Genomic DNA, 21,951 nt, shown 5'->3' on the forward strand with positions numbered 1-21,951 from the left:
GTGAAACCCTCAATCAAAGATAAAACGATGGTGTAGCAACATTCTCGTTAAGGTTTAGGAAAAGATATGCATAATTCAGGATTACCATTATTTTATGTGGCCTAGTCACTTGGCTGATTCGAGTCATCCCCTTTGCGCTGGTCAAAAATTTCAAGTTACCCGGTTGGCTCACCCACTTTTTAAGTTTTGTACCTGTGGCTATTTTAAGTGCTATTTTTGTGGAAAGCCTACTGGTCCAAAAAACTGGCCATTTTCCTGGCTTAAACTTTCCTAATTTTTTAGCTTCTATTCCGGCTATTATTACAGCAGTTATTTCTAAAAGTCTTTTGGCCGTTGTTGTCGTTGGCGTCATTGCCATGGCAGCCATTCGATTCTTAGGTTGGGCTTAGTTTTTCAAACTTTTTGATTAAAAAGTGTTGACAAGTTTCTTTGGATACTCTAATATAAGTTTCATAAATTAATTCGTCCATAAACCGTTGAAGTGGAGATCAAGATTATCGTGCCCGTGAAGAGAGTTGCTAGTCGCTGAGAATGCAGCCGAACGCAGATAGTTAAATGGACCACTGAGGGTTCTTCTGAAAGCTTAGGCAAGTATGGAGAAACGTTAGGTATACGTCAGTTACCGGAGGGGTGTTAGCCCCTTGTCGAGGGTGATTAGTCTAGCTTTTAAATATATCTATTTAGCATAGACTAATCAAATTAAGGTGGCACCGCGGAAATTCTATCCGTCCTTAACAATTCAACTTGTTATGGGCGGATTTTTTTATACAAATTTTGGAGGTGTCCCAAATGACGACAATTAACAAACGATGGCGATTGAATAACCACTTTGACTTAAAACGGTAAATACATCTCAACAATGCTCATTACCAGGAGGTAATCGCCATGATTAAAGAAGCAATTGAAAAAATGATCAACCAACAAAATTTAACTTTCTCTGAGAGCCAAGCAGTTTTAAATGAAATTATGACCGGTCAAGTTCCCGATATCCAAATCGCCAGCTTACTGACTGGCTTGACCATTAAAAATCCCACCCCAGATGAAATCGCCGGGGCGGCCAGTGCCATGCGTCACCAAGCCTTAGCTTTTCCAAAAGTTGATGACGTGTTAGAAATCGTTGGTACTGGCGGTGATCATTCCAATTCCTTTAATATCTCATCCACCAGCGCCATCGTCGTTTCGGCTGCTGGGGTCAAAGTTGCCAAACACGGTAACCGGGCGGCCAGCTCTAAGAGTGGTGCCGCTGATGTCTTAGAAGCCCTGGGTATTAACATCAACCAGAGCCCAGAAGTTGGCTATCAAAGTTTAGCCGACAATAATTTCTGCTTCTTATTCGCCCAAGAATATCATAAATCCATGCGTTTCGTGGCCCCGGTCCGTAAGGCTTTGGGCTTTAGAACCATTTTCAACATCTTGGGGCCGCTAGCTAATCCAGCGCATCCCCAAATGCAACTATTTGGCGTCTATAATGCTAACTTACTAGAACCCATGGCTGAAGTGTTAAACAAACTAGGTGTGGCGAGAGCCATGATCGTCCACAGTGAAGATGGTTTAGATGAGTTAACCACCACCGCAGCCAACCAAGTGGTGGAACTAAACCAGGGTAAGATTACCCATTATACGCTAACACCTGAAGAACTGGGCTTTAAACGGGCTAAGCATGAAGACCTAGTGGGTGGCACCCCGGCCGAAAATGCGGCCATCACCCGGGAAGTTCTTAAGAACGTGCAAAGCCCTCGCTTAGACGCCGTTTTATTAAATGCCGGTGCGGCTTTACACTTGGCTAAACCTGAATTAACAATTGCCCAAGGTATCGACTTAGCCCGGCAAACCATTGCAACTGGTAAAGCCCAGGCCCAATTAACGAAACTCGTTAACTTCTCACAAAATGCGGAGGATGTTGTGGCATGATTTTAGATGACTTAGTCGCTGCAACCAAGCGGCGCTTAAAAATTGAAAAACAGACGAACAGTTTAAAAGCGGTGCAGCAGTGTGCGAAGGTCGCCCTTAAAACCTTGCCGGCAATCGACTTTGCAGCCCAACTCAAACAACCGGGTCTGCACATTATTGGTGAATTAAAGCAAGCTTCCCCTTCTAAGGGCCAAATCGTTACTGATTTCCCTTATATAGCCATTGCCAAGGCCTATGATGAAGCTGGTGTGGATGCCATCTCAATTTTAACAGAACCAGCTTACTTCAAGGGTTCGTTAACTTACTTGGATAAGGTCAGTAAAATCACCAAGCGGCCCTTACTACGCAAGGATTTCACTATTGATCCTTATATGATCTATCAAGCTAAGGCTAACGGCGCCGCCATTATTTTATTGATCGTCGCCATTTTAGACGACCAACAGCTTAAGGACTATCTTCAATTGGCCCATGATTTGCAACTCAATGCCATTGTTGAAGTTCATAATGAAGCCGAAGTTAAGCGCGCCCTAGCTGCCGGTGCCAAGATCATCGGCATCAATAATCGTAACTTAAAAAATTTCACAGTGAATGTGGCCAATAGCCTACAATTAAAAAACTTGATTCCAGCAGATGTAGCCGTCATCGCCGAAAGTGGTTTAAAAAAACCGGCGGACTTGATTCCCTTAAAACAAGCGGGCTTTGACGGGATCCTGATTGGTGAAGCCCTAATGCGTGCTGAAGACAAAGCAAAGATGGTCCAACAATTTAAAGAGGTTGCTTATGGTTAAAGTAAAAATTTGCGGTCTGATGACCAACTTAGACGTCTTAGCAGTGAATGAAACGGCCGCTGACTTGGCTGGCTTCGTCTTTGCACCCAGCCGCCATCAAATCCAGTTAGCCCAGGCTTTAAGCCTAAAAGCTCAATTAAATCCTAACATTCAAACAGTCGGTGTCTTTGTCCATGAAGATTTTGCTACCATCAAAGCCCTATATGATGCCGGTGCCATTGACATCGCCCAATTACATGGGGCTACTGACCCGGTATTAGTGCAACGTTTACAAGCTGTCGGTCTAAGGGTCATTCAAGTCTTCCAAAATAAAGCCATTGATGCCACATCCCCTGCCGATTACTTAATGGTAGATAGTGGTCAAGGTAGTGGCCAAACCTTAGCTTGGAAACCACTGCCCCAATTAGAAAAACCCGTTATTTTAGCCGGTGGTCTAACAGCCACAAATGTGGCGGAAGCCATCGTTATCACCCAACCAGACATTGTCGATGTTTCCAGCGGCGTTGAATCTGCTGGTCATAAAGATCCCCAAAAAATTAGCGCATTTGTTGAAAATGCTAAAGGAGTACGAATTTAATGAAAAATATGGTAGAAAAAGAAAAATTAGGTCGCTATGGTAAATTTGGCGGACAATATATCCCTGAAACTTTAATGAATGAATTAGAAATCATTGCAGCTGAATATCATAAATTAAAAGATGATCCGGCATTTCAAAAAGAATTGAAAGATTTACTGGTGAATTACGCCAATCGCCCTTCGCTTTTATACTATGCTGAAAACATGACTAAAGATTTAGGCGGTGCCAAAATTTACTTGAAACGGGAAGATTTAAATCACACCGGGGCCCATAAAATTAATAACGTGATCGGCCAAGCACTAGTGGCTAAGCATTTAGGTAAAAAACGGCTTATCGCTGAAACTGGTGCCGGCCAACATGGTGTGGCCACTGCCACCATTGCCGCTTTAATGGGCTTGGAGTGTGAAGTCTTCATGGGTAAAGAAGATACCGAACGCCAAAAATTAAACGTTTACCGCATGGAACTCTTAGGTGCTAAAGTCCATGCCGTCACCAGCGGCTCGATGGTCTTAAAAGATGCCGTGAACGCCACCATGCAAGAATGGGCTAGTCGGGTGGATGACACCTTTTATATCTTAGGTTCTGCTGTGGGACCTTATCCGTTCCCAGAAATGGTCCATGACTTCCAAAGTGTTATCAGCAAAGAAGCTAAAGTGCAACTACAAGCCCAAGAACACACACTACCAGATATGGTGGTGGCCTGTGTGGGTGGTGGTAGCAATGCCATCGGGACTTTTGCCGACTTCATTGATGATCCTAGTGTCCAATTAGTCGGTGTGGAAGCCGCTGGTAAAGGTGTCGACACCAACGAAACCGCCGCAACCATTGAACGGGGCAGCATTGGCGTCTTCCATGGCATGAAATCCATGTTCCTGCAAGACAAAAACGGCCAAATCGATAAAGTTTACTCTATCTCTGCTGGTTTAGATTACCCCGGGGTTGGCCCCGAACATGCTGCCTTAGCCGATGCCGGGCGGGCGCAATATGTGGGGATCACTGATGATGAATCCGTTCAAGCCTTTGAATACATTGCTAAAACTGAAGGCATCATTGCCGCTGTGGAAAGTTGCCACGCCATTGCCTATGTGGAAAAAATCGCCCCAACAATGTCTAAAGATCAAATTATTATCTGTACCCTATCCGGCCGGGGGGATAAAGACGTGGCCAGCATTGCTAAATATAAAGGAGTTTCTATTGATGAGTAATTTAAAAACCGTTTTTAACAACCATAAAGCTTTTATTCCCTTCGTTGTCGCCAACGACCCCGATTTTGACACCACGGTTCAAAACGTTTTAGCCTTAGCGAACAACGGCGCTGACATTGTAGAATTAGGGATTCCTTTCTCTGATCCCGTGGCTGATGGCCCTGTGATTCAAGATGCGGACTTACGGGCTTTTGCTGCCGGCGTTACCCCTGACAAAATTTTTGATATCGTGGCTGAAATTCGCAAGCAATCTGATGTGCCCCTAATCTTTTTAACCTATTTAAATATCGTCTTTAAATATGGCTATGATGCTTTTTGTAAAAAGTGCCAAACCCTAGGAATTTCTGGATTAGTGATCCCCGACATGCCCTATGAAGAACGGGACGAATTAGCACCTTTTGCCGATAAATACGGCATCGACTTAGTGCCGTTAGTGACCCCTACCAGTGGCCATCGAATTGAAAAAATCGCCAAAGCTGCCACCGGCTTCATCTACGTGGTCTCTTCACTGGGAATCACCGGGACTCGGGATAGTTTCTCCCAAAACTTAAATGAACTGATTGCCGATATTCGCAAATACACAGCTGTCCCCACAGCGATTGGCTTCGGGATCCATACGCCGGAACAAGCCTATGAAATGGCTGAAATTGCTGATGGCGCCATCATTGGTAGTGCCATTGTAGATTTAGTCGCCAAGCACGGCCAAGATGCGCCAAAATACTTAGGCCAGTATGCCAAAGAAATCCGGACAGCTTTGGATAACCAAGCCCAACAAGCGGTCTAATCTGTCTTAGATCACATTAAAACCCCACCGATGATTGCTTTCGGTGGGGTTTTAATATGTCATTGTAATGGCTGAATACAAAGACAGGAGGCTATTAGACTGCAATTACATGTTCAGGTTTTGGATAAAGGTCGTTATGATCATTGGTTTACTAACGGTTATTCTACATCTAAATTAACATTGCCTAAGTTATGGCTAAACTTAGCTTCCCACTTACCAGCGGTTAATTTCTCAGGTAATAAGAAGGTCCCCGTTGAGACCCGTTGGCCCGCTGTTAGACGCAAGCCTTGGCTGTGTAATTTCTCAACTAACCATTTCAAAGAGTTTAACGGATTGCCTAATACTTCGCTGGCCTGCCCATCTTTCAACTTTTTACCGTCATGAAATAATTCAGTAGTGACTTGGGCTAATTGATCCACGGTGAAGTTCGTTGCATCAACTTCTTGGCCATAGACCACATAGCCGCCAACAGCCGCATCGGCCATTACTAATAATTTAGGTAAAGCCGGGAACCAATCTTTAAAACGGGCATCGGGTACTTCTACCCCTGGGGCAACTGTGGTTTTATGCCATAAATCAGTGAGAGAATCTTCTGGGGATAAATCGACTTTGGCTTTAAAGACTAATTCTACTTCGGCTAAGGGTTCCATAACCTTAGTTAATGGCACTTTAGCTGGTGATGTTAAGAAGTGACTTTGTACTTGGGCCCCATACAAGGGCTCGGTAGCATCAAACATTTTTTGGGTCTGGGTACTGGTTAAGCTGACTTTATAGCCCCCAACAGGTTCTTGTTTCAATTCAGTTAATCGGCGTTGCACGCGGTAAGCTGAATCATCATCTTTTAAAACATCTTTGTATTCATTTAAATCTAAAGGTTTTTGGGTCTGCCAAGCTTCAAATAACGTGTTGGCTAATTTGGCTTCTACTGCGCTTAATGTAACGACATTGGTTGTACTCATAAATATCCGCTCCTTAATTTGTGTTAGAACCCTGCGGATAGCCTCCGTGGTGGTTCAACTATTAGCATTGTTGTATTTGACTTCGTAATCTGAATCTGACCATCGTCATTGGTAGCCATAATACCTACTTTCAAGTCAACCACCTCACTTCAATTTTAAATTTAGATAAAAAAACGTCCCTAAGACCCATTGCTGGAATCTTAAGGACGATCACTGTCGTGTTACCACCTTATTTTGTCAAACAATCACTTGCTTGACCTCAAAACGCACGGCTTTCGCGATGCGCTGACGGGGTAACGGCCGTATTGCCGGTAGAGCCTACTTCATTCAGCCTACAACCTATAGAAGGATCACCATCATTACCCTTGGTCTTCGTCTCAACAATCCGAAGCTTTCTGTACCAATCTGGCAGTTCAGTGTTTTCTAATTTTAGGTTATCTGTTTTTCATCTAAATCTAATTTATATTTATGAGTATACTCATTTATTTTTAGAATGCAACCCTTAATTGAAAAATTATTCTTCAGGATTCTCTTCAACAGCTGGCTTCTTGCGATAAATGAAATGATAGGCTAAAAACATCACGGCCATCGCAATAACTGAAATGGTCATGGCCAATCTGGTTTCGGAATCAATAAATAAGAACACTAAAATCCCGGCAAAAAATAACAAGCTTAGATAATCACTAACAGGATATAGGGGCATTTTAAAGGCGGCTACACCTTTGGGATTTTGTTGACGGTACTTCACATGAGCCCAGAGTAAAATCAGCCAAACCACCACAAAATTAATGGTAGAAACCCCGGAAACTAAAGTAAAGACGCCAGCCGGCATGAAATAGTTCAAGATGACAATGATCAACAAAACTAAGGTTGAAAAATTTAGTGAAATATTAGGAACGCCATTTTTACCTAATTCTGAAAACCGCTTAGAGGCATTGCCGCCGTTAGATAACGCATGTAACGTTCTAGAAGTACTGAACAGACAGCTATTGGTCGCGGACATGGCCGCCGTTAAGACCACAAAGTTCAAAATACCCGCTGCCCCGGCAATGCCGATTCCAGCAAAGACTTGTACAAAAGGACTAGCCGTCGTGGTGATTTTATCCCAAGGATAGACACTCATCACGGCAATCATGGACCCCACATAAAATAGGCCAATTCTAATGGGCAAACTATTGATAGCTTTCGGTAAATTAGCCTCCGGATTGTCAGTCTCACCAGCTGTTAAGCCCACCATTTCAATCCCTACAAAGGCGAAAACCACCATTTGAAAGGACATTAAAAAACCATAACCACCCTTTGGAAAGAAACCACCGTGATTCCACAGATGGGCAAAACTAGCCGTAGAACCGCTGGTCTTCACGTGAAAAATAGCTAAGGCAAAACCCACCACGACTAAGGCAATAATGGCAACGACTTTAATCATTGAAAACCAAGATTCCATTTCTCCAAAGAGCCGGACATTTACCATGTTACTAGCAAATAATAAAATTAAAATAACTAACGGTGCCACCCACTGGGGGATGTCTGGAAACCAATACTTAATATAAATACCAGTTGCTGTCAAATCAGCCATGGCTAAACTGATCCAACAAAACCAATAGGTCCACCCGGTCACAAATTCCCAACGGTCACCTAAATAGATTTTGACAAAATCTAGAAATGAATGTTTGTTGGTATCAGATAATAACAATTCACCAATGGCCCGCATCATGAAGAAACAAAAGATACCCACAATAAGATACGATAAAATAATTGACGGCCCGGACGTATGGATAGCGGTCCCAGATCCTAAAAATAAACCCGTCCCAATGGCGCCACCAATAGCAATCATTTGAATATGGCGGCTTTGTAGTGACCTTGATAGCTGACGTTTGTGCTGTTGTTCTTCCATGGTTTCCTCCTGTGATATGTCTCTAAAAAAACGAAGTAACTAAAAAAAGCGCCCCTAGTACATTGCTGTACTAGGGGCGCTTGATAACGCGGTTCCACCCTTGTTTTACAGAACTCTAACCTAGAGTTCTGTCTTTATGCGCTGATATAGGTCGCGACCTCTTGTTGTTTCTGCCATCTAACGTAGTTGACTCTCAGCTTCGTTCAACTTCTCTGTCTTTCATTGAAATCTAGTATACCAACTGATATGTCAGTGTCAATAGTAAAGTTAAAATAAAATGAGAGAATTATTGAATTCAAGCGCGTCACATTAGGATTTAAAGCAATTTTAATTTTTCAAAATTAGTTTGAATATAATCTGCTGAAGCCTGGTATTTGGCTTGCTCAGTTGAAGTCAAAGCCACCTTCACCGGTGCCATAATCCCCCGATGGCCAATTTTAGCCGGATGACCAATATAAGTCCTCATCTCAGGGTCAAAATAAGACAGGGAGAAAGTTGCTCCACTATCACTCAAGATAGCCCGAATTAATACAAGGGCGACCATGGCAATCCCATAATTGGTGTAGTGCTTGCCTTCATAAATCGTCCAGCCACCAGCGCGGGCTTTGGTTTCAAGGTCAACTTTGTCCAGCGTCTCTAGTGTAGCCTGATTTTGATTCAATAAAGTCACTGTGGACCAAGCCGTAAACTGGGACTCGCCGTGTTCCCCCATATTAAATCCTTGTACATCAGCGGTGTTGAGACCTAATGCTTGGGCCACACCCCGCCGCATTCGGTTCGTGTCTAACATGGTTCCCGTGCCAATAACTTGGTTTGACGGCAGCTGTAATATTTCCTGCCAATAAGCCGTGATCACATCACAGGGATTGCTGATATTAACCAAAACACCCTTAAAACCTGAGGCAATCAGCAGTGGTGCGACTTCATCTACGGCTTTTTTAGTGGTTTTCATCTCACTATTACGATCGCCATCATCGGTTGAATCCCCCTGCCCAGCGGCAAAAATCACCACATCTGCTGTTTTTAATGCTGCATAATCATTCATAATAATCTGACAGGTTGGGGTCACTGCGCTTTGACCGTCCACTAGATCTAAATATTCTGCATCGGCGCGAACTTGATTATTTTCAATCAAAATCAACTTATCACAGACTTTTTGGGCCAACAAATTAAAAGCAGTGGTCATCCCCACGTGTCCTAAACCAATAATACCAACTGAACGCATTACTTTACCTCCTAGACTAAAAAATCTAATCCTAGCTTACCATTTTTTGGCAAAGGGGATTAGATTTTTTGAAACTTAGGCTAGCGTGATATCATAATCAAATTGCTTGGTTTTATTAGCAGCAAGCACATTGTTGCCATCTTTGGTCATAATAGCCACTGGGTCGCCGTAAACATCTGGTAAACCTTCAAAGGGTTCAATACATAAGAATGGCGCATCGGCACCCTCCTTGGTCCACAGACAGACATAACGAAAATCTTCTAAGGAGACTTGAATACTGTGGGGACTCTTTGGAGAAGATAGGGTTAAAGCAGTTAGCCCAGGATTTTCCAAAATGATCAAGCCTTTGGCGAACATATCATAGTCTAAGTGGATCACACCGTCTTGATAATTTGGCACGGCCGAAGTGGTCCCAGATCGGAACGGATAGGGTTTTTTCACGATATCAAATTGGGTCAATTTAGTCACTTTGGGTTCAACTGCTAATTGATAATCTGAAAAACTGCCGTCGTTAGCAATCGGCACGTTAAAGGCCGGATGTGAGCCCAAGGCAAAGGACATAGCTTGCGCGCCTTCATTAGTCACCACAAAGTTTAAATGTAAGCCAGTTGCCTGCAAACTAAAGGTCACGGCCAAGACAAAATCAAAGGGATAAATCTGTTTGGTTTCAGGCGTAGCTTTGAATTGCAAGGTCACTTGATCAGGTTGTTTATCTGTCACTTCAAAGTCATAATCGGACACAAAGCCGTGTTGGGGCATGTCATATTGTTTGTCATGATACAAATAACTATCGTCATTGGAGCGACCAATGGCTGGGAATAGCACGGGTGCATGTTTGGGCCAGATCCCATTATTCCAAATATAGTCATAACCGGTATCTTGGCGATATAAGTGGGTCAATTGCGCCCCTTTTTCGTCAATTTCTGCTTTAAATTGAGTATTTTCAATGATTTGCATGTTTGACTCCCTTATTTAAAGAAACCGAAGTAATCATGGGCATTGTTATATGAAATGTCTTCGACGATTTGGCCTAGATACGCTTCATCATCTGGTAATTGTCCTCGCTGGACTAATTCACCAATATAATCGCATAATACCCGCCGGAAGTATTCATGGCGTGGATAAGATAAGAAACTCCGGGAATCCGTTAACATCCCCACAAAATTAGCTAGTAAGCTTTGTTGAGCCATGATCCGTAGTTGTTCCCGCATACCTTCGCGGGTATCGTTAAACCACCAAGCACAACCTAACTGCAGTTTTTGCGCGTCGCCCTCGTAAAAGTCACCCATACCAGTCGCTAGTTGCATCCAGTCGTTTGGATTCAAAGAATACAAGATTGTCTTAGGAATATTATCTTCATTTTGCATGTCCGTCAACAATTTCATGATTTCTTGGGCAATATCTGGTTGCGTCCCCATGGAATCAAAACCAGTATCCGCACCAATCTTTTTAAACATCGGTTTATTGGCACTGCGAATGGCATTCATGTGATACTGCATGGTCCAGTTATATTTCTTGTTCAACCGCATCAAAGCCTCAATCAGCCCAGTAGCATAAGCATCGATGTCGTGTTGGGTCAATGGTGCGTTCTCAGCACCCTTGGCAATGATCGTATCTAATTCGGATTTTGAAACCTTGACAAAATGGAAAGTATTCAGGCCATGATCAGACAGGCGACCACCTAAACTTTCAAAGTAAGCAAAGCGGGTATCAAAAGCTTTAACTAAGGAATCATAATCCTTGATATCAACCTTTGAAATAGCGCCCAGTTCTTTTAAATAGGCCCCATATGTATCTGCTTCAATGGCAAATGCTTTATCAGGCCGCATAGCTGGCAATACTTTGAAACCATTTTCAGCTTCCTCGGCTTTTAATAACTTGTGATATTTCAAGTCAGAGGCTGGATCATCGGTGGTACAAACTACTTTGACGTTCATATTTTTAATCAGATTTCTCGGTTTGAAAGCATCTGTGGCTAATAACTGGTTGGCTTTGTCCCAGACACTTTTGACATTCTTGCTGGTGAAGGGTTCGTCAATATGGAAGAAGCGTTGCAACTCCAGGTGGGTCCATTCGTACAAGGGATTGCCGATAGCTTTTTCAATCGTCTTGGCCCAAGCCACTAATTTTTCATACTCGTCGCCATCACCGGTGATCAATTCTTCAGGTACACCATTGGCCCGCATTAAGCGCCATTTGTAATGATCGCCAAAATTACCGTCATTGATCCAAATCCGCGTTAAATTAGGGTAATTTTTATTCTCATAAATTTCTTTGGGCACCAGGTGACAATGGTAATCGATGATGGGCATGTTAGCCGCATGATCATGAAATAATTTTTTACCCATTTCATTCGTCAGTAAGAAATCTTTGCTTAATAGTGTCATAAAATATAACCTCTTTTTTTATCTATTGTTGTTAAGCCGGCTGTTTGATGTTAGAGAATTATAGTTTCAAAAAGTCATCAGAATAATATCTGCAAAATGTCGTGATGCACTGAACAATCCAATGCGAAGAACAAGGCAAAACGAATGTCTTGCCTTGCCATTAAATTATTATTGTTGTTGTTTAATCTTAGCAAATTCTGCCATATACGCTTTAGCATTGGCGGTTACCCCGGCAAAATCATCATGATCGGCAGGTTTAACCATGCCGCTCCCAGCACCAACGACCACGACACCAGCAGCAAACCAATCTTTCATGTTATCCAGATTGACACCACCGGTTGGCATGATACTGACCTGTGGTAATGGGGCTTTGATAGCTTTCACGGCGCCAGGACCAGCTAAGGAGCCTGGGAAAAGCTTAATAATATCAGAACCATATTTTAAGGCTGTGGTAATTTCCGTAATACTGTAACAACCAGGCAGATAAGGCACTTGATATAAATTACACATCAAGGCTACATCTTTATCAAATGCTGGGCTAACAACGAACTGCGCACCAGCATCAATGGCCAGCCGGGCAGCTGCCGCATCTAGGACTGTGCCAGCGCCAATCATGACATCTGTACCAGCATATTGATCCGTTAAATCACCAATGGCTAAATCGGCATGGGGAACGGTAAAGGTTAATTCAATCCCCTTCACACCGCCGTCTACGCAGGCTTGGCTGACCTTGACTGCTTTTTCAGCAGTTTCGGCACGAACAACTGCAACGACACCGGCTGCTTTAATTTTTTCTAAGGTTTCTACTCTTTTCATATCGATAAAGACGCTCCTTTGAATTTAAAGTTCGTTTTTATTAGTTGTTAGACTTTTGAATAGCTTCCCATAAACCGTTTAAGTAAGTTGCCCCTAAAGCACGGTCATATAAACCATAACCCGGACGACCATCTTCACCCCAGATATTGCGACCATGGTCTGGGCGAACATAGCCATCAAAGCCAGAATCATGCATCGCTTTCATGATTTCATACATGTCTAAGGAACCTTCACTGGATAGATGTGGCGCTTCGTGGAAATCACCGTTGCCGTGCATAAACTTAATATTACGGGCATGGATGAATGGCGCCCGATCTTTTTTAACAAATTCCCGAATGATTGCTGGGACATCATTCTTAGGATTTTCACCTAAACTACCGGTACAAATGGTAAAGCCGTTATATTTTGATTCATGGAGTTCTTCGATTTTAACCATGTCATCGCGATTTTTATAAATTCTTGGTAAGCCAAATAATGGGCGTGGTGGATCATCTGGATGCATAGCCATCCGGACATCGCATTCTTCACAGACCGGAATGATCGCATCTAAGAAATACTTCAAATTCTCAGTCAACTTGGCAGCGTCTACATCTTTATAGGCGTCAAACAAGCGTTGAATTTCAGCCAAGCGATCTGGTTCCCAACCAGGTAAAATATAGCCTTTAGAATTATTCTTAATGTTTTGAATCATTTCTTGAGGATCATCAGTGAGCTTATCTGCTTCAAAAGCTAAAACATTCGAATTGTCAGCTAGCTTGTAATGCAGGTCTGTCCGTAACCAGTCAAAAATTGGCATGAAGTTGTAGCAGATGACCTTAACACCATATTCAGAAAGATTGCGAATACTTTGTTTGTAGTTTTCAATATATTGATCCCGACTGGGTTTACCGATTTTAATATCATCGTGGATATTCACGGATTCAATGACATCCATTTCCAAACCTGCATCGTTGATTTGTTTTTTCAAAGCAGCAATTTTTTCCTTAGGCCAAACATCGCCCACTGGGACATCAAACAAAGCTGCAACGACTTGTTTGACTCCTGGAATTTGTTTAATCTGCTCCAATTTGATTGGATCATCGTCAGACCCAAACCATCTAAAACCCATTTGCATGAAAATCTTTCCCTTCGTTTATAAATCTTTAAAGTGCGGCTAAAGCTTGTTTGATAGCACCAGGGCCAGCGTTTAATGTCTTGAAGTCAGCTTCAACTTTTGGTGCTAAACCAATGGCATATAAATCATTGGCGAAGATATTTTTATTGCTTAAGATTGGTTGTAACGCTTGATGAATTTGGGCGTCGTCTTGATTACCCAGTTGAATATCAGCCAACAATTTTTGTAATTGATCTAATTGCGGGTCCCGACTTGGGGTGAAGGCATTGCCTGAATCATCCACAGCCAAGAGGTAACGGCACCAGCCGGCTAAAATAAATGGGATGTACTTCAAGTTTTTAACATCTTTGGTAGGATCATCTAAGTAATGCTGAATGGTGACCCCATAACGAATTGGAATTTTTTGTGAGGTATCACTGGCGATCCGTTGGGGTGTGTCAGGAATATTTTTGTTAGGCAGACGTTTGTTGACTAATTCATTGATGAAGTCAGTTGGATTGATGATCTTAGGATCCTTAACAACTGGTAAATCTTCATCAAAGCCTAAACCGCGAATCAATTTGACTAAATCTTTATTGGTCATTTCTTCAGCAATTGAGGTGTAACCCAGTAAATTGCCAAAAATAGCTAACGCGGTGTGTAATGGGTTCAAACAAGCAGTGACTTTCATTTGATCGGCATCGTTGACAGTTTCTCGATCCGTCAAAATTACACCGGCATCTTCTAATCTTGGCCGACCGTTTGGAAAAGCATCTTCAATGACCAAATAATGGGTCGCTTCAGTATTCCCGAAGGGTGCAATGTTAGTATGTTTGCGGGTATGCAAAATTGTGGTATCAGCTAATCCTTTGTCAGCTAAAATCTTCGCAACGGTTTCCGAAGGATTAGGGGTGATCCGGTCAATCATGGACCATGGGAAGGTTACTTTTTGTGTATCTTGCAAATAATCCACAAAGCTTTCAGGTACCAAATTATGTTTCGTCCAACCCTTGGCAATGGTCAAAATTTCTGTTTCAAAACGCTTGCCGTTTTCAGAGAAATTATCGGTACTTACCATGGCAATTGGGAAAGCCCCAGCGTTATAACGGGCTAATAACAAGCGGGCAATGGCTCCCATGTTAGTAGCAGCTTGTTCAGGATCACTTTCGATATCCGTCTTAGCCTGAGCGGTTAAATTTCCATCTAAATCTCTTAAGGCATAACCCTTTTCAGTGATGGACATGGTGACAAATTGGAGGGATGGATTTTCAAAAATTGCTTTTAATTTATCCCAGCCACTTTGATTGGCCTTGTTGTAATAAATACTATCGGCAACACTGGCAATCAAAGTTTGATCGTATGTATTGTCTTCTTTCATAACAACTTGTAACATCCGGTTTTGATAAGGATGGTACATATCATCGATAACCTGTTCATCATAAGTTTCAGCTACAACGACACCACTGGTTAATTCACCTTTATCTAGTAAGTCTTGGGCGATTTTAGCATGGAAACATCTAAATAAATTCCCCCCGCCAAAATGAACCCAAATTGGATCTGCTGCAGTTGTCTTTGTCATTGCTGCTTGAGAATATTGTGGTACCGTAATGTCGGCAGCCGCAAAAGCTTTGGCATTGCTGACATAATCATCTTTAATGCTGACCATAAAATTGTCTCCTCCTAAAACTGATATACTAGGATATTAGATTTACAAGTTCAATGTATCACCTGCTGAAACCGTTGTCAATTATTTTCGTGATGTTTTCGAATTAAAAAAAATACCTAACTTTATCGAATAACTCTTGCTTGAATATTCACTATCAAACAATTAGACTACAAGATGAAGTACTTTTGTACCGGGGGATTGAATATGGAGAATTTACAAGATCAAGTTTATCATCGCTTGTTCCGGGCTATCTTAGAATTAGAATACATTCCAGGACAGCGAATCAATGATAAAGCGCTTACCGAAGAATTAAATGTCAGCCGGACACCAATCCGCGAAGCTATCGTCCGTTTAAAAAAGGATGGTCTTTTAGTTGTTGTCCCGCAAAGTGGGACTTATGTTTCCAAAATAGATTTACACGCGGCCTTGGACGGTCGCTTTGTTCGCGAGAATATCGAAAAAATTGTTGTCCGGGAAAGTATTAACAACATCACTGCTGAGAATCTAAAAGAGCAACACCGGATTTTAACGGATCAAAGTGATGCCGTTCGTGGTGCTAATCCCAAGGATTTCTTTTATCTGGATAATCAATTTCATCAAAATTTTTACAAATATGATGATAAATCTGAAGTTTGGCGCTGGTTACAAAATATCACTATTCAATTGGATCGCTTCCGCTGGTTGCGGTTAAATAACAGCGACTTGCGTTGGGATTTGTTGATCAAGCAACATACCGAAATTTTAGATGCCATTTCTCGTAAACGGCATTCCCAAGCCGAACAATTGGCTGGCCTGCACATGAATTTAATGCTGGATGAAGAAGATTCCATGTTAAAAGCTTTTCCGGAATACTTTACAGAATAAAAAAACGTGTAATCACACGTCGAAATGTGATTACACGTTTTTTGTTTGCTATTTATAATTTAAGCTTTTTGTTTAGCTTTGACGTTTTCGCTAATGACGATCTTGCCATCAACTAAGTCAGCCTTTAATTGCTTAACTTCTAGATGATCCAAATAGAAGTCGGTAATTTGATCACGAATGTTTTGTTCAATGACTCGCCGTAATGGCCGAGCCCCCATGGCTTCGTCATAACCTTGTTCAATCAACCAGTCTTTGGCAGCATCGGTGACCGTTAAGTGAATATCTTTTTTATCCAAGGTCTTTTGCACATCAGTTAACATCAAATCAACGATTTGACCTAAATCCTTTTTAGTTAAGTGACTGAATTCAACGATACCGTTAAACCGGTTCAAGAATTCTGGCCGGAAGTAAGGGGCTAATTTCGTCATTAAGTCAGTGTCTTTGTCAGATTTACCAGTTAATGCTTCATTCCCAAAGCCAGCATTAGAAGTGGCAATGATCACCGTGTTCTTAAAGCCCACGACATTGCCCTGGCCATCGGTCAAGCGGCCATCATCTAAGACTTGCAATAACAAGGTAATGACTTCTGGATCAGCTTTTTCAATTTCATCTAGCAAGACAATTGCATAAGGATTACGCCGAACTTGTTCCGTCAACGTATTGCCGTTATCGTTATAACCGACGTAACCCGCAGTCGTCCCAATCAACTTAGAAACGGCTGTCTTATCGGAATACTCAGACATATCCAAACGGATAATTGAATCTTTGCTACCAAATAAGTCTAAGGCTAATTGCTTAGCCAATTCAGTTTTCCCAACACCAGTTGGGCCAACAAATAAGAAACTACCAATTGGCCGATTGCCTTCGTCAAAACCAGCCCGGTTCCGCCGAATGGCCCGGACCACCATATTGACGGCTTCGTCTTGGCCAATGACTTTGCCCTTTAACCGGCCAGCCATACCTTGCAAACGTTGAATATCAGAAGTTCCCATTTGGCTAACTGGAATGCCAGTCAAACGTTCAACGGCTTGGGCCACATCATTTGGTTTAGCAACAACCGCTTTGGTTTCGTGGACATTGTCCAACTGTTGTTGTAACTTTTCGATTTGACTTTTGAGATCAGCAGCCTTTTCGAAATCTTCTTGTTTAGCAGCGTCAGCTTTTTGACTGTTCAATGCCTTGATTTGCTTTTCCAAATCGACTTTATCCACAACTGGATGTTTAGCAGCTAAATGGGCAGCCGTCATATCGATTAAATCGATGGCTTTATCGGGTAACGATCTCTGCGGAATATATTGCACAGAATAATCAACGGCTGCTTGTAAGACATCATCTGGCAATTCAACGTGATGATGTTTTTCATACAAACTCTTAACACCCTTTAAGATAGCAACTGTTGTTGCTGGGCTTGGTTCGTTGACTGTAACGTCATTAAAACGCCGTGCCAATGCCGCATCTTTCATAATGGTGTTCCGGTATTCATCTTGGGTCGTTGCGCCAATAACGGTTAAATCGCCCCGAGATAAAGCTGGTTTGATAATATCAGCTAAGCCTTTGCCACCATCTTCGCCACCAGTACTACCAGTGCCTAAGATTTGTTGAATTTCATCAAAGAATAAGATGACATTGCCAGCAGCTTTGACTTCCTTGATTAAGTTTTGAATATTTTCTTCAAAAGAACCCCGATATTGTGTACCAGCTTCTAAAGCAGAAAGATCAATGGAATAAATTTGTTTATCCTTGATAGCTTCTGGCACATTTCCTGACACGATTGCTTGGGCCAAGCCTTCTACAATAGCTGTCTTACCAACACCAGCATCCCCAACTAAGATAGGATTATTCTTGGTCCGCCGACTAAGGATTTCAGCTGTTTCTTGGATTTCATGATCCCGACCAATGACGGGATCTAACAATCCATCTTTGGCTTCTTGCGTTAAGTTACGACCTAACTTCTCAAGGATACCGCCTTTTTTAACTGCTTGTTCACCAGTGGTTTCAACCGGGATTTCATTCCCATTACCTTCTGGAAACTTACCAGTAGCCCGGTATTGTGCGAACTCATCTGGGGTCATTTTATGTCCATTTACAACATACTGGGCCGTTTGACCTTCGCCCAGCCGTCTTATCATTTGGTTAAACATATCATCCATATTATTATCGAAAAAAGAATCATTAAAATTTGCCATACCAATAACCTCCCTGATTGACAATTTAAATGCGGTAAAAACCGCAATAAAAAAGGAACATCCAGCATATTCGCCATGTTCCAATATAAAAATTATTCAAATTAGTTGGTACATTGGCGAATTGCTTTTCCTTGATTACGTAATATACTATAACACCATTTTAGCACTCGGTAAATACGAGTGCTAAAATTTTTTCAAAAAATATTGGCCCCAGCGGCTACTGCCGCGAAGAACCAATATTTTGGCTTACTTAAACTAGGCCAAGGCTGCTTCCAGCTTGCTTACGATGGCATTCGTTAGGGCTTCACTATTATTGGGCATCTCCAAGCGCTGTAAGACGCCTCCTAACTTTTCAATAACCTGACGTAATTGAATATCCACGTCATAATTAATTTCCAGATTATTGTTGATGAACCCAATCGGTGCAGAAATAATCGTCGTAATATGTTGCTGCTGAATCAGATCTTGGGCCACATCTAAAAAACTAGGTCCAATCCAAGGCTCACTGGTCCGCCCGGCAGACTGCCAGCCCAGCGTATACTGTGAGGCCTTCAACTCGGCCATCTTGGCAATTTGGGTGGCATTTGCTTTGACTTCATCCAAATATGGATCGCCAGCAGCTATCGTTTTCATGGGCAGGGAGTGGGCAGAAAAGATGACTTTGGTAGTCGCCAGGTCAGTCAAAGCTTTTAAATCACGGATTTGATTAGCCCAAAAATCCAATAAATCCGTTTCATCCCAAAAACCATTAACGGGGTGATAGGTAATTTGCGGATAAGCTTCTAGGGCTACTTCCGCAGTATGATGATAATCATTGGACGAAAATGTTGAGAATTGTGCCGCTAAGGGTAGTCCATAGATTTCATCAAAACCCTGTTCTTGAATTGTCTCGATAACTTCTTCAATAAAGGGATGCGTATGGCGTAAGCCTAAAAATACCGCCACCTGACCATTATAATCATCGGTTAAAACATCAGCCACACTTCTTACCTGATCTAAAGTGATTTGTCTTAGTGGTGACAAGCCCCCAATAGCTTGGTAGCGCTTAGTTAAATCAGCCACTAATGCCGGGCTTGGGGCATGTCCCCGCCGAATATGAGTATAATAAGGCAAAATATCCTCAGCTTCATCCGGTGTCCCAAAGGCCATCAATAATACTGCTCTTTTAGTAGACACGATCTTGAATTCTCCCCTCAAAAGGAATCTTCATAGTTGCCCAAATACACCCCAGTGCAATGAGCACAACGACAATAAACATATTCCGATAAGATGCTAGACCCAATACGCCGTTTTCAGCGCTAAATTGCATGGCAGTAGCAAATACCAATGGTGCGATGGTAATACCAATTTTCTTCATCGTAGATAAGCCACCAATAGCTTGGGCACGGTCATCTGGATCAGCTAGCCGGCCAGCAATAACTTGCAATGGTGCTGACATTAAGCCGCCTAAGCCAATACCTAATACAAATGATAAAATCAAGAATATCGGCAAACTCGCCAGTGTGAAGGCAATGCCTAAGCTCATCACCCCGATCAATGTGCTGGAAACAGACAAGGCAACTCGCATCCCCCGTTTATCTACCAACAAACCTCCCAAATATGAACCAATGACACTCCCTAAGCCGGTGCTAACCAATACCATGCCAGCCAAACGAACTGGTAAACCAAATGTCGTATGAACATAAGTTGGAATATAAACAAACAATGAGAAGAGGCTACCACCCAGTGCACCGAGTAAAATTGTTAACCGATAGGCGGGTTGTTTCAATAAATGCAATGGTAAGAAAGGCATCTTTTGAGCTGTTAATTTCTTTTCAGTTCGAATAAATAATTCCCCGCAAATAATACCCACCACTAATAATGGGATGATCATCAGCAAATATTGATTGAAATGTTGGGCCAAGGTAATGGCTAACATCAAGCTAGATAAAGCAATCGTGAAAGTAATAATACCCAGAAAATCTGTTTTTTGGTGCCGATCTTGGGTAGTATTATCTAAGAATCGCCAAGACAATAGGAACAAAATAACCAATAAGGGCATCATGAAACCATAAAAATTGCGCCAATCTTTAGTTATTCCTAAAACTAGCCCCGCGATAATAGGCCCAAAAATAGCAGACAACCCCGAGATAACCCCAATTGTGGAGACTTTGCGGCCTTGTTTATTTTGCTTAGCCACTTGTAAAATGGCATTGATGGATAACACGATAATGCCGCCATCCCCTAATGCTTGGACTAAACGACCTAGTAACATGAAAACATAATTGGGCGACACAAAAGTTAGCAAGCTCCCTAAAAACCATAAAATAAGTTCGGCTAAAAATACTTTTTTGGTACCATATAAATCCGCAAAATTAGCAGCAATCGGCGTCCCAATGACTAAGCCCAAAGTATATAAGCCAGCCACCCAAGATGCACTCATGGAGCTGATACTATAGGTTTGACTAATAGAATGCAGCATCGTAGAAATTGCGCCACCATCCATCTGCGTGATAAATACGGCAATGCCATACAGCCAAATTGGTGGTCGGCGTTGTTCAACAGCTTTAGTCATTCGTCATCGCCTGCCATTTCATCTAAGAGTAAATGGTCTAATTTATCGTCATTTAAATAAGTCCCAATAATGAAATAAGGAAATTCGCCATAAACAGAACTTGCTTCATAATAGCGCATTTCTGTAATGATTTTTTTAAACATTAAGGGTGTATCCGCAAATAAGGTCACACCCCATTCGTCATCATCTAAGCCAATGGCTCCGGTAATGAACTGCCAAATCTTGCCAGCATATTTCCGACCCACAGCACCATGATCATGCATGAATTGCTGTCGTTGTTCATAGGTTAATGTATACCAATTTGCGCCTGGAATACGCAATTTGGACATCGGGTAAAAACAAATATAGGGCTTTTCAGGCAACGCAGGTTTTAAATGGGCATTCACATAAGCCCAACCCCGGTCCGTCTTAGGTTTCCCGGTATATGTACCAACTTCAGTGATCGACACAAAGGAATGCGTTTTAGTCAAATACTGATTGAACGGTAATTTGGCAATTTTAGTTTCAACTTCATTGAGTTCGTCTAAAGTTGCCCGTAAAATCATTAATCCTAAATCAGCCTTGTGCCCTGACACATTGAATAAATAATGACTCCCTTGCCCTTGGTCTTCTACTTTTGTTTCAGCAGTCAAGTAAGCCTTAAAGCCTTGGACCAACTTGATACGATCTGGCTCCGGACAAGTTTGCCATGCGGCCCAATCCAAATCCCAAAATAAATGCAAACAATACCAACCTTCTAATGTATCTACCGGTTTTTCTGGCATATTGCTTCCCCCATTGTGCTCTAAAGTTAAGATTAGTCGGTGTAGACGAACACATTAAAATTAGAGCAATTTTTATGAGCACATACTTAGCGGCTGTACATTAAACTCATGATTAAATTCTAGACTTTCTAATAAAACAATTCAATGAAAAGGTACCATGGATTCACTATTTTGAATGTTATTCTATTTAAAATTTTATATTAAAAAGACTGATAACCTAAAAATTTAACAGCAATTTTTATTGCTGAAATTCTCAGTTACCAGTCCATGATTACGAT

19 protein-coding genes are annotated in these 21,951 nt (G+C 42.0%); 7 read left to right on the plus strand and 12 right to left on the minus strand.

What is annotated here, in order from left to right; genetic code table 11:
• Positions 1–80: 80 nt before the first annotated feature.
• The 6 genes from FC83_RS04300 to trpA all read left to right on the plus strand — a co-directional run bounded on the left by FC83_RS04300 (position 81) and on the right by trpA (position 5,265).
• Entirely contained in the window at positions 81–389 is a 309-nt protein-coding gene (locus FC83_RS04300) for an AzlD domain-containing protein (RefSeq protein ID WP_035453622.1), read from the plus strand.
• A 496-nt stretch (positions 390–885) separates the two neighbouring features.
• Positions 886–1,911: an anthranilate phosphoribosyltransferase gene (trpD, locus tag FC83_RS04305; protein WP_035453620.1), complete on the plus strand. Its 1,026-nt coding sequence runs from the start codon at positions 886–888 to the stop codon at positions 1,909–1,911.
• Positions 1,908–2,699, plus strand: a complete 792-nt coding sequence (gene trpC, locus FC83_RS04310) for an indole-3-glycerol phosphate synthase TrpC (protein ID WP_057002441.1) — start codon at positions 1,908–1,910, stop codon at positions 2,697–2,699. Before trpD ends, trpC begins: the two co-directional genes overlap by 4 nt.
• Entirely contained in the window at positions 2,692–3,276 is a 585-nt protein-coding gene (locus tag FC83_RS04315) for a phosphoribosylanthranilate isomerase (RefSeq protein WP_035453618.1), read from the plus strand. Before trpC ends, FC83_RS04315 begins: the two co-directional genes overlap by 8 nt.
• Positions 3,276–4,481, plus strand: a complete 1,206-nt coding sequence (trpB, locus tag FC83_RS04320) for a tryptophan synthase subunit beta (protein WP_057002442.1) — start codon at positions 3,276–3,278, stop codon at positions 4,479–4,481. Before FC83_RS04315 ends, trpB begins: the two co-directional genes overlap by 1 nt.
• Positions 4,474–5,265, plus strand: coding sequence for a tryptophan synthase subunit alpha (gene trpA / locus FC83_RS04325; RefSeq protein WP_035453615.1), 792 nt, complete (start codon positions 4,474–4,476; stop codon positions 5,263–5,265). Before trpB ends, trpA begins: the two co-directional genes overlap by 8 nt.
• Before the next feature lie 158 nt (positions 5,266–5,423).
• Here trpA and FC83_RS04330 read toward each other — a convergent pair whose 3' ends face one another.
• From FC83_RS04330 to FC83_RS04365, 8 genes are all read right to left on the minus strand, one after another.
• Positions 5,424–6,224 carry a 2-keto-4-pentenoate hydratase gene (locus tag FC83_RS04330; RefSeq protein ID WP_035453614.1) on the minus strand — a complete coding sequence of 267 codons (801 nt, stop codon included), beginning with the start codon at positions 6,222–6,224 and terminating at the stop codon, positions 5,424–5,426.
• Positions 6,225–6,738: 514 nt separating this feature from the next.
• The gene (locus FC83_RS04335; RefSeq protein WP_035453612.1) at positions 6,739–8,118 is read right to left on the minus strand and encodes an amino acid permease; all 1,380 of its coding nucleotides are present in this window, start codon (positions 8,116–8,118) and stop codon (positions 6,739–6,741) included.
• Between the two features lie 316 nt (positions 8,119–8,434).
• Positions 8,435–9,343 carry a lactate/malate family dehydrogenase gene (locus FC83_RS04340; RefSeq protein ID WP_035453610.1) on the minus strand — a complete coding sequence of 303 codons (909 nt, stop codon included), beginning with the start codon at positions 9,341–9,343 and terminating at the stop codon, positions 8,435–8,437.
• Between the two features lie 75 nt (positions 9,344–9,418).
• Complete coding sequence (locus FC83_RS04345) at positions 9,419–10,300, minus strand: aldose 1-epimerase family protein (protein ID WP_035453608.1); 882 nt, start codon at positions 10,298–10,300, stop codon at positions 9,419–9,421.
• An 11-nt stretch (positions 10,301–10,311) separates the two neighbouring features.
• Positions 10,312–11,730: a glucuronate isomerase gene (uxaC, locus tag FC83_RS04350; protein ID WP_035453607.1), complete on the minus strand. Its 1,419-nt coding sequence runs from the start codon at positions 11,728–11,730 to the stop codon at positions 10,312–10,314.
• Positions 11,731–11,898: 168 nt separating this feature from the next.
• A complete protein-coding gene (locus FC83_RS04355) occupies positions 11,899–12,546 on the minus strand; it encodes a bifunctional 2-keto-4-hydroxyglutarate aldolase/2-keto-3-deoxy-6-phosphogluconate aldolase (RefSeq protein WP_035453606.1) in 648 nt (215 codons plus the stop codon).
• Positions 12,547–12,586: 40 nt separating this feature from the next.
• The gene (gene uxuA / locus FC83_RS04360) at positions 12,587–13,660 is read right to left on the minus strand and encodes a mannonate dehydratase (RefSeq protein ID WP_035453605.1); all 1,074 of its coding nucleotides are present in this window, start codon (positions 13,658–13,660) and stop codon (positions 12,587–12,589) included.
• Positions 13,661–13,688: 28 nt separating this feature from the next.
• Positions 13,689–15,305 carry a mannitol dehydrogenase family protein gene (locus FC83_RS04365; protein WP_035453604.1) on the minus strand — a complete coding sequence of 539 codons (1,617 nt, stop codon included), beginning with the start codon at positions 15,303–15,305 and terminating at the stop codon, positions 13,689–13,691.
• 204 nt (positions 15,306–15,509) lie between these two features.
• Here FC83_RS04365 and FC83_RS04370 point away from each other — a divergent pair, with 204 nt between their 5' ends.
• Entirely contained in the window at positions 15,510–16,169 is a 660-nt protein-coding gene (locus tag FC83_RS04370; protein ID WP_035453602.1) for a GntR family transcriptional regulator, read from the plus strand.
• 59 nt (positions 16,170–16,228) lie between these two features.
• Here the strand turns inward: FC83_RS04370 and FC83_RS04375 are convergent, their stop codons facing one another.
• From FC83_RS04375 to hemQ, 4 genes are all read right to left on the minus strand, one after another.
• Positions 16,229–18,355, minus strand: a complete 2,127-nt coding sequence (locus FC83_RS04375) for an ATP-dependent Clp protease ATP-binding subunit (RefSeq protein ID WP_035453600.1) — start codon at positions 18,353–18,355, stop codon at positions 16,229–16,231.
• 255 nt (positions 18,356–18,610) lie between these two features.
• A complete protein-coding gene (hemH, locus tag FC83_RS04380; protein ID WP_035453598.1) occupies positions 18,611–19,531 on the minus strand; it encodes a ferrochelatase in 921 nt (306 codons plus the stop codon).
• Positions 19,521–20,909 carry an MFS transporter gene (locus FC83_RS04385; RefSeq protein ID WP_035453596.1) on the minus strand — a complete coding sequence of 463 codons (1,389 nt, stop codon included), beginning with the start codon at positions 20,907–20,909 and terminating at the stop codon, positions 19,521–19,523. Before FC83_RS04385 ends, hemH begins: the two co-directional genes overlap by 11 nt.
• Positions 20,906–21,673 (minus strand): hydrogen peroxide-dependent heme synthase, encoded by a 768-nt coding sequence (gene hemQ / locus FC83_RS04390; protein ID WP_035453594.1) that lies wholly within the window; start codon positions 21,671–21,673, stop codon positions 20,906–20,908. Before hemQ ends, FC83_RS04385 begins: the two co-directional genes overlap by 4 nt.
• Between the last annotated feature and the right edge of the window lie 278 nt (positions 21,674–21,951).

Source organism: Agrilactobacillus composti DSM 18527 = JCM 14202 (genome assembly GCF_001436375.1).
Lineage (GTDB): Bacteria > Bacillota > Bacilli > Lactobacillales > Lactobacillaceae > Agrilactobacillus > Agrilactobacillus composti.

Coding starts and splice junctions, on each gene's coding strand:
- FC83_RS04345 (WP_035453608.1), bottom strand. CDS start 10,300: ATGCAAATCATTGAAAATACTCAATTTAAAGCAGAAATTGACGAAAAA.
- hemQ (WP_035453594.1), bottom strand. CDS start 21,673: ATGCCAGAAAAACCGGTAGATACATTAGAAGGTTGGTATTGTTTGCAT.
- FC83_RS04335 (WP_035453612.1), bottom strand. CDS start 8,118: ATGGAAGAACAACAGCACAAACGTCAGCTATCAAGGTCACTACAAAGC.
- FC83_RS04355 (WP_035453606.1), bottom strand. CDS start 12,546: ATGAAAAGAGTAGAAACCTTAGAAAAAATTAAAGCAGCCGGTGTCGTT.
- uxuA (WP_035453605.1), bottom strand. CDS start 13,660: ATGCAAATGGGTTTTAGATGGTTTGGGTCTGACGATGATCCAATCAAA.
- FC83_RS04375 (WP_035453600.1), bottom strand. CDS start 18,355: ATGGCAAATTTTAATGATTCTTTTTTCGATAATAATATGGATGATATG.
- trpD (WP_035453620.1), top strand. CDS start 886: ATGATTAAAGAAGCAATTGAAAAAATGATCAACCAACAAAATTTAACT.
- uxaC (WP_035453607.1), bottom strand. CDS start 11,730: ATGACACTATTAAGCAAAGATTTCTTACTGACGAATGAAATGGGTAAA.
- FC83_RS04330 (WP_035453614.1), bottom strand. CDS start 6,224: ATGAGTACAACCAATGTCGTTACATTAAGCGCAGTAGAAGCCAAATTA.
- trpB (WP_057002442.1), top strand. CDS start 3,276: ATGAAAAATATGGTAGAAAAAGAAAAATTAGGTCGCTATGGTAAATTT.
- FC83_RS04385 (WP_035453596.1), bottom strand. CDS start 20,909: ATGACTAAAGCTGTTGAACAACGCCGACCACCAATTTGGCTGTATGGC.
- trpC (WP_057002441.1), top strand. CDS start 1,908: ATGATTTTAGATGACTTAGTCGCTGCAACCAAGCGGCGCTTAAAAATT.
- trpA (WP_035453615.1), top strand. CDS start 4,474: ATGAGTAATTTAAAAACCGTTTTTAACAACCATAAAGCTTTTATTCCC.
- FC83_RS04340 (WP_035453610.1), bottom strand. CDS start 9,343: ATGCGTTCAGTTGGTATTATTGGTTTAGGACACGTGGGGATGACCACT.
- FC83_RS04315 (WP_035453618.1), top strand. CDS start 2,692: ATGGTTAAAGTAAAAATTTGCGGTCTGATGACCAACTTAGACGTCTTA.
- FC83_RS04370 (WP_035453602.1), top strand. CDS start 15,510: ATGGAGAATTTACAAGATCAAGTTTATCATCGCTTGTTCCGGGCTATC.
- FC83_RS04365 (WP_035453604.1), bottom strand. CDS start 15,305: ATGGTCAGCATTAAAGATGATTATGTCAGCAATGCCAAAGCTTTTGCG.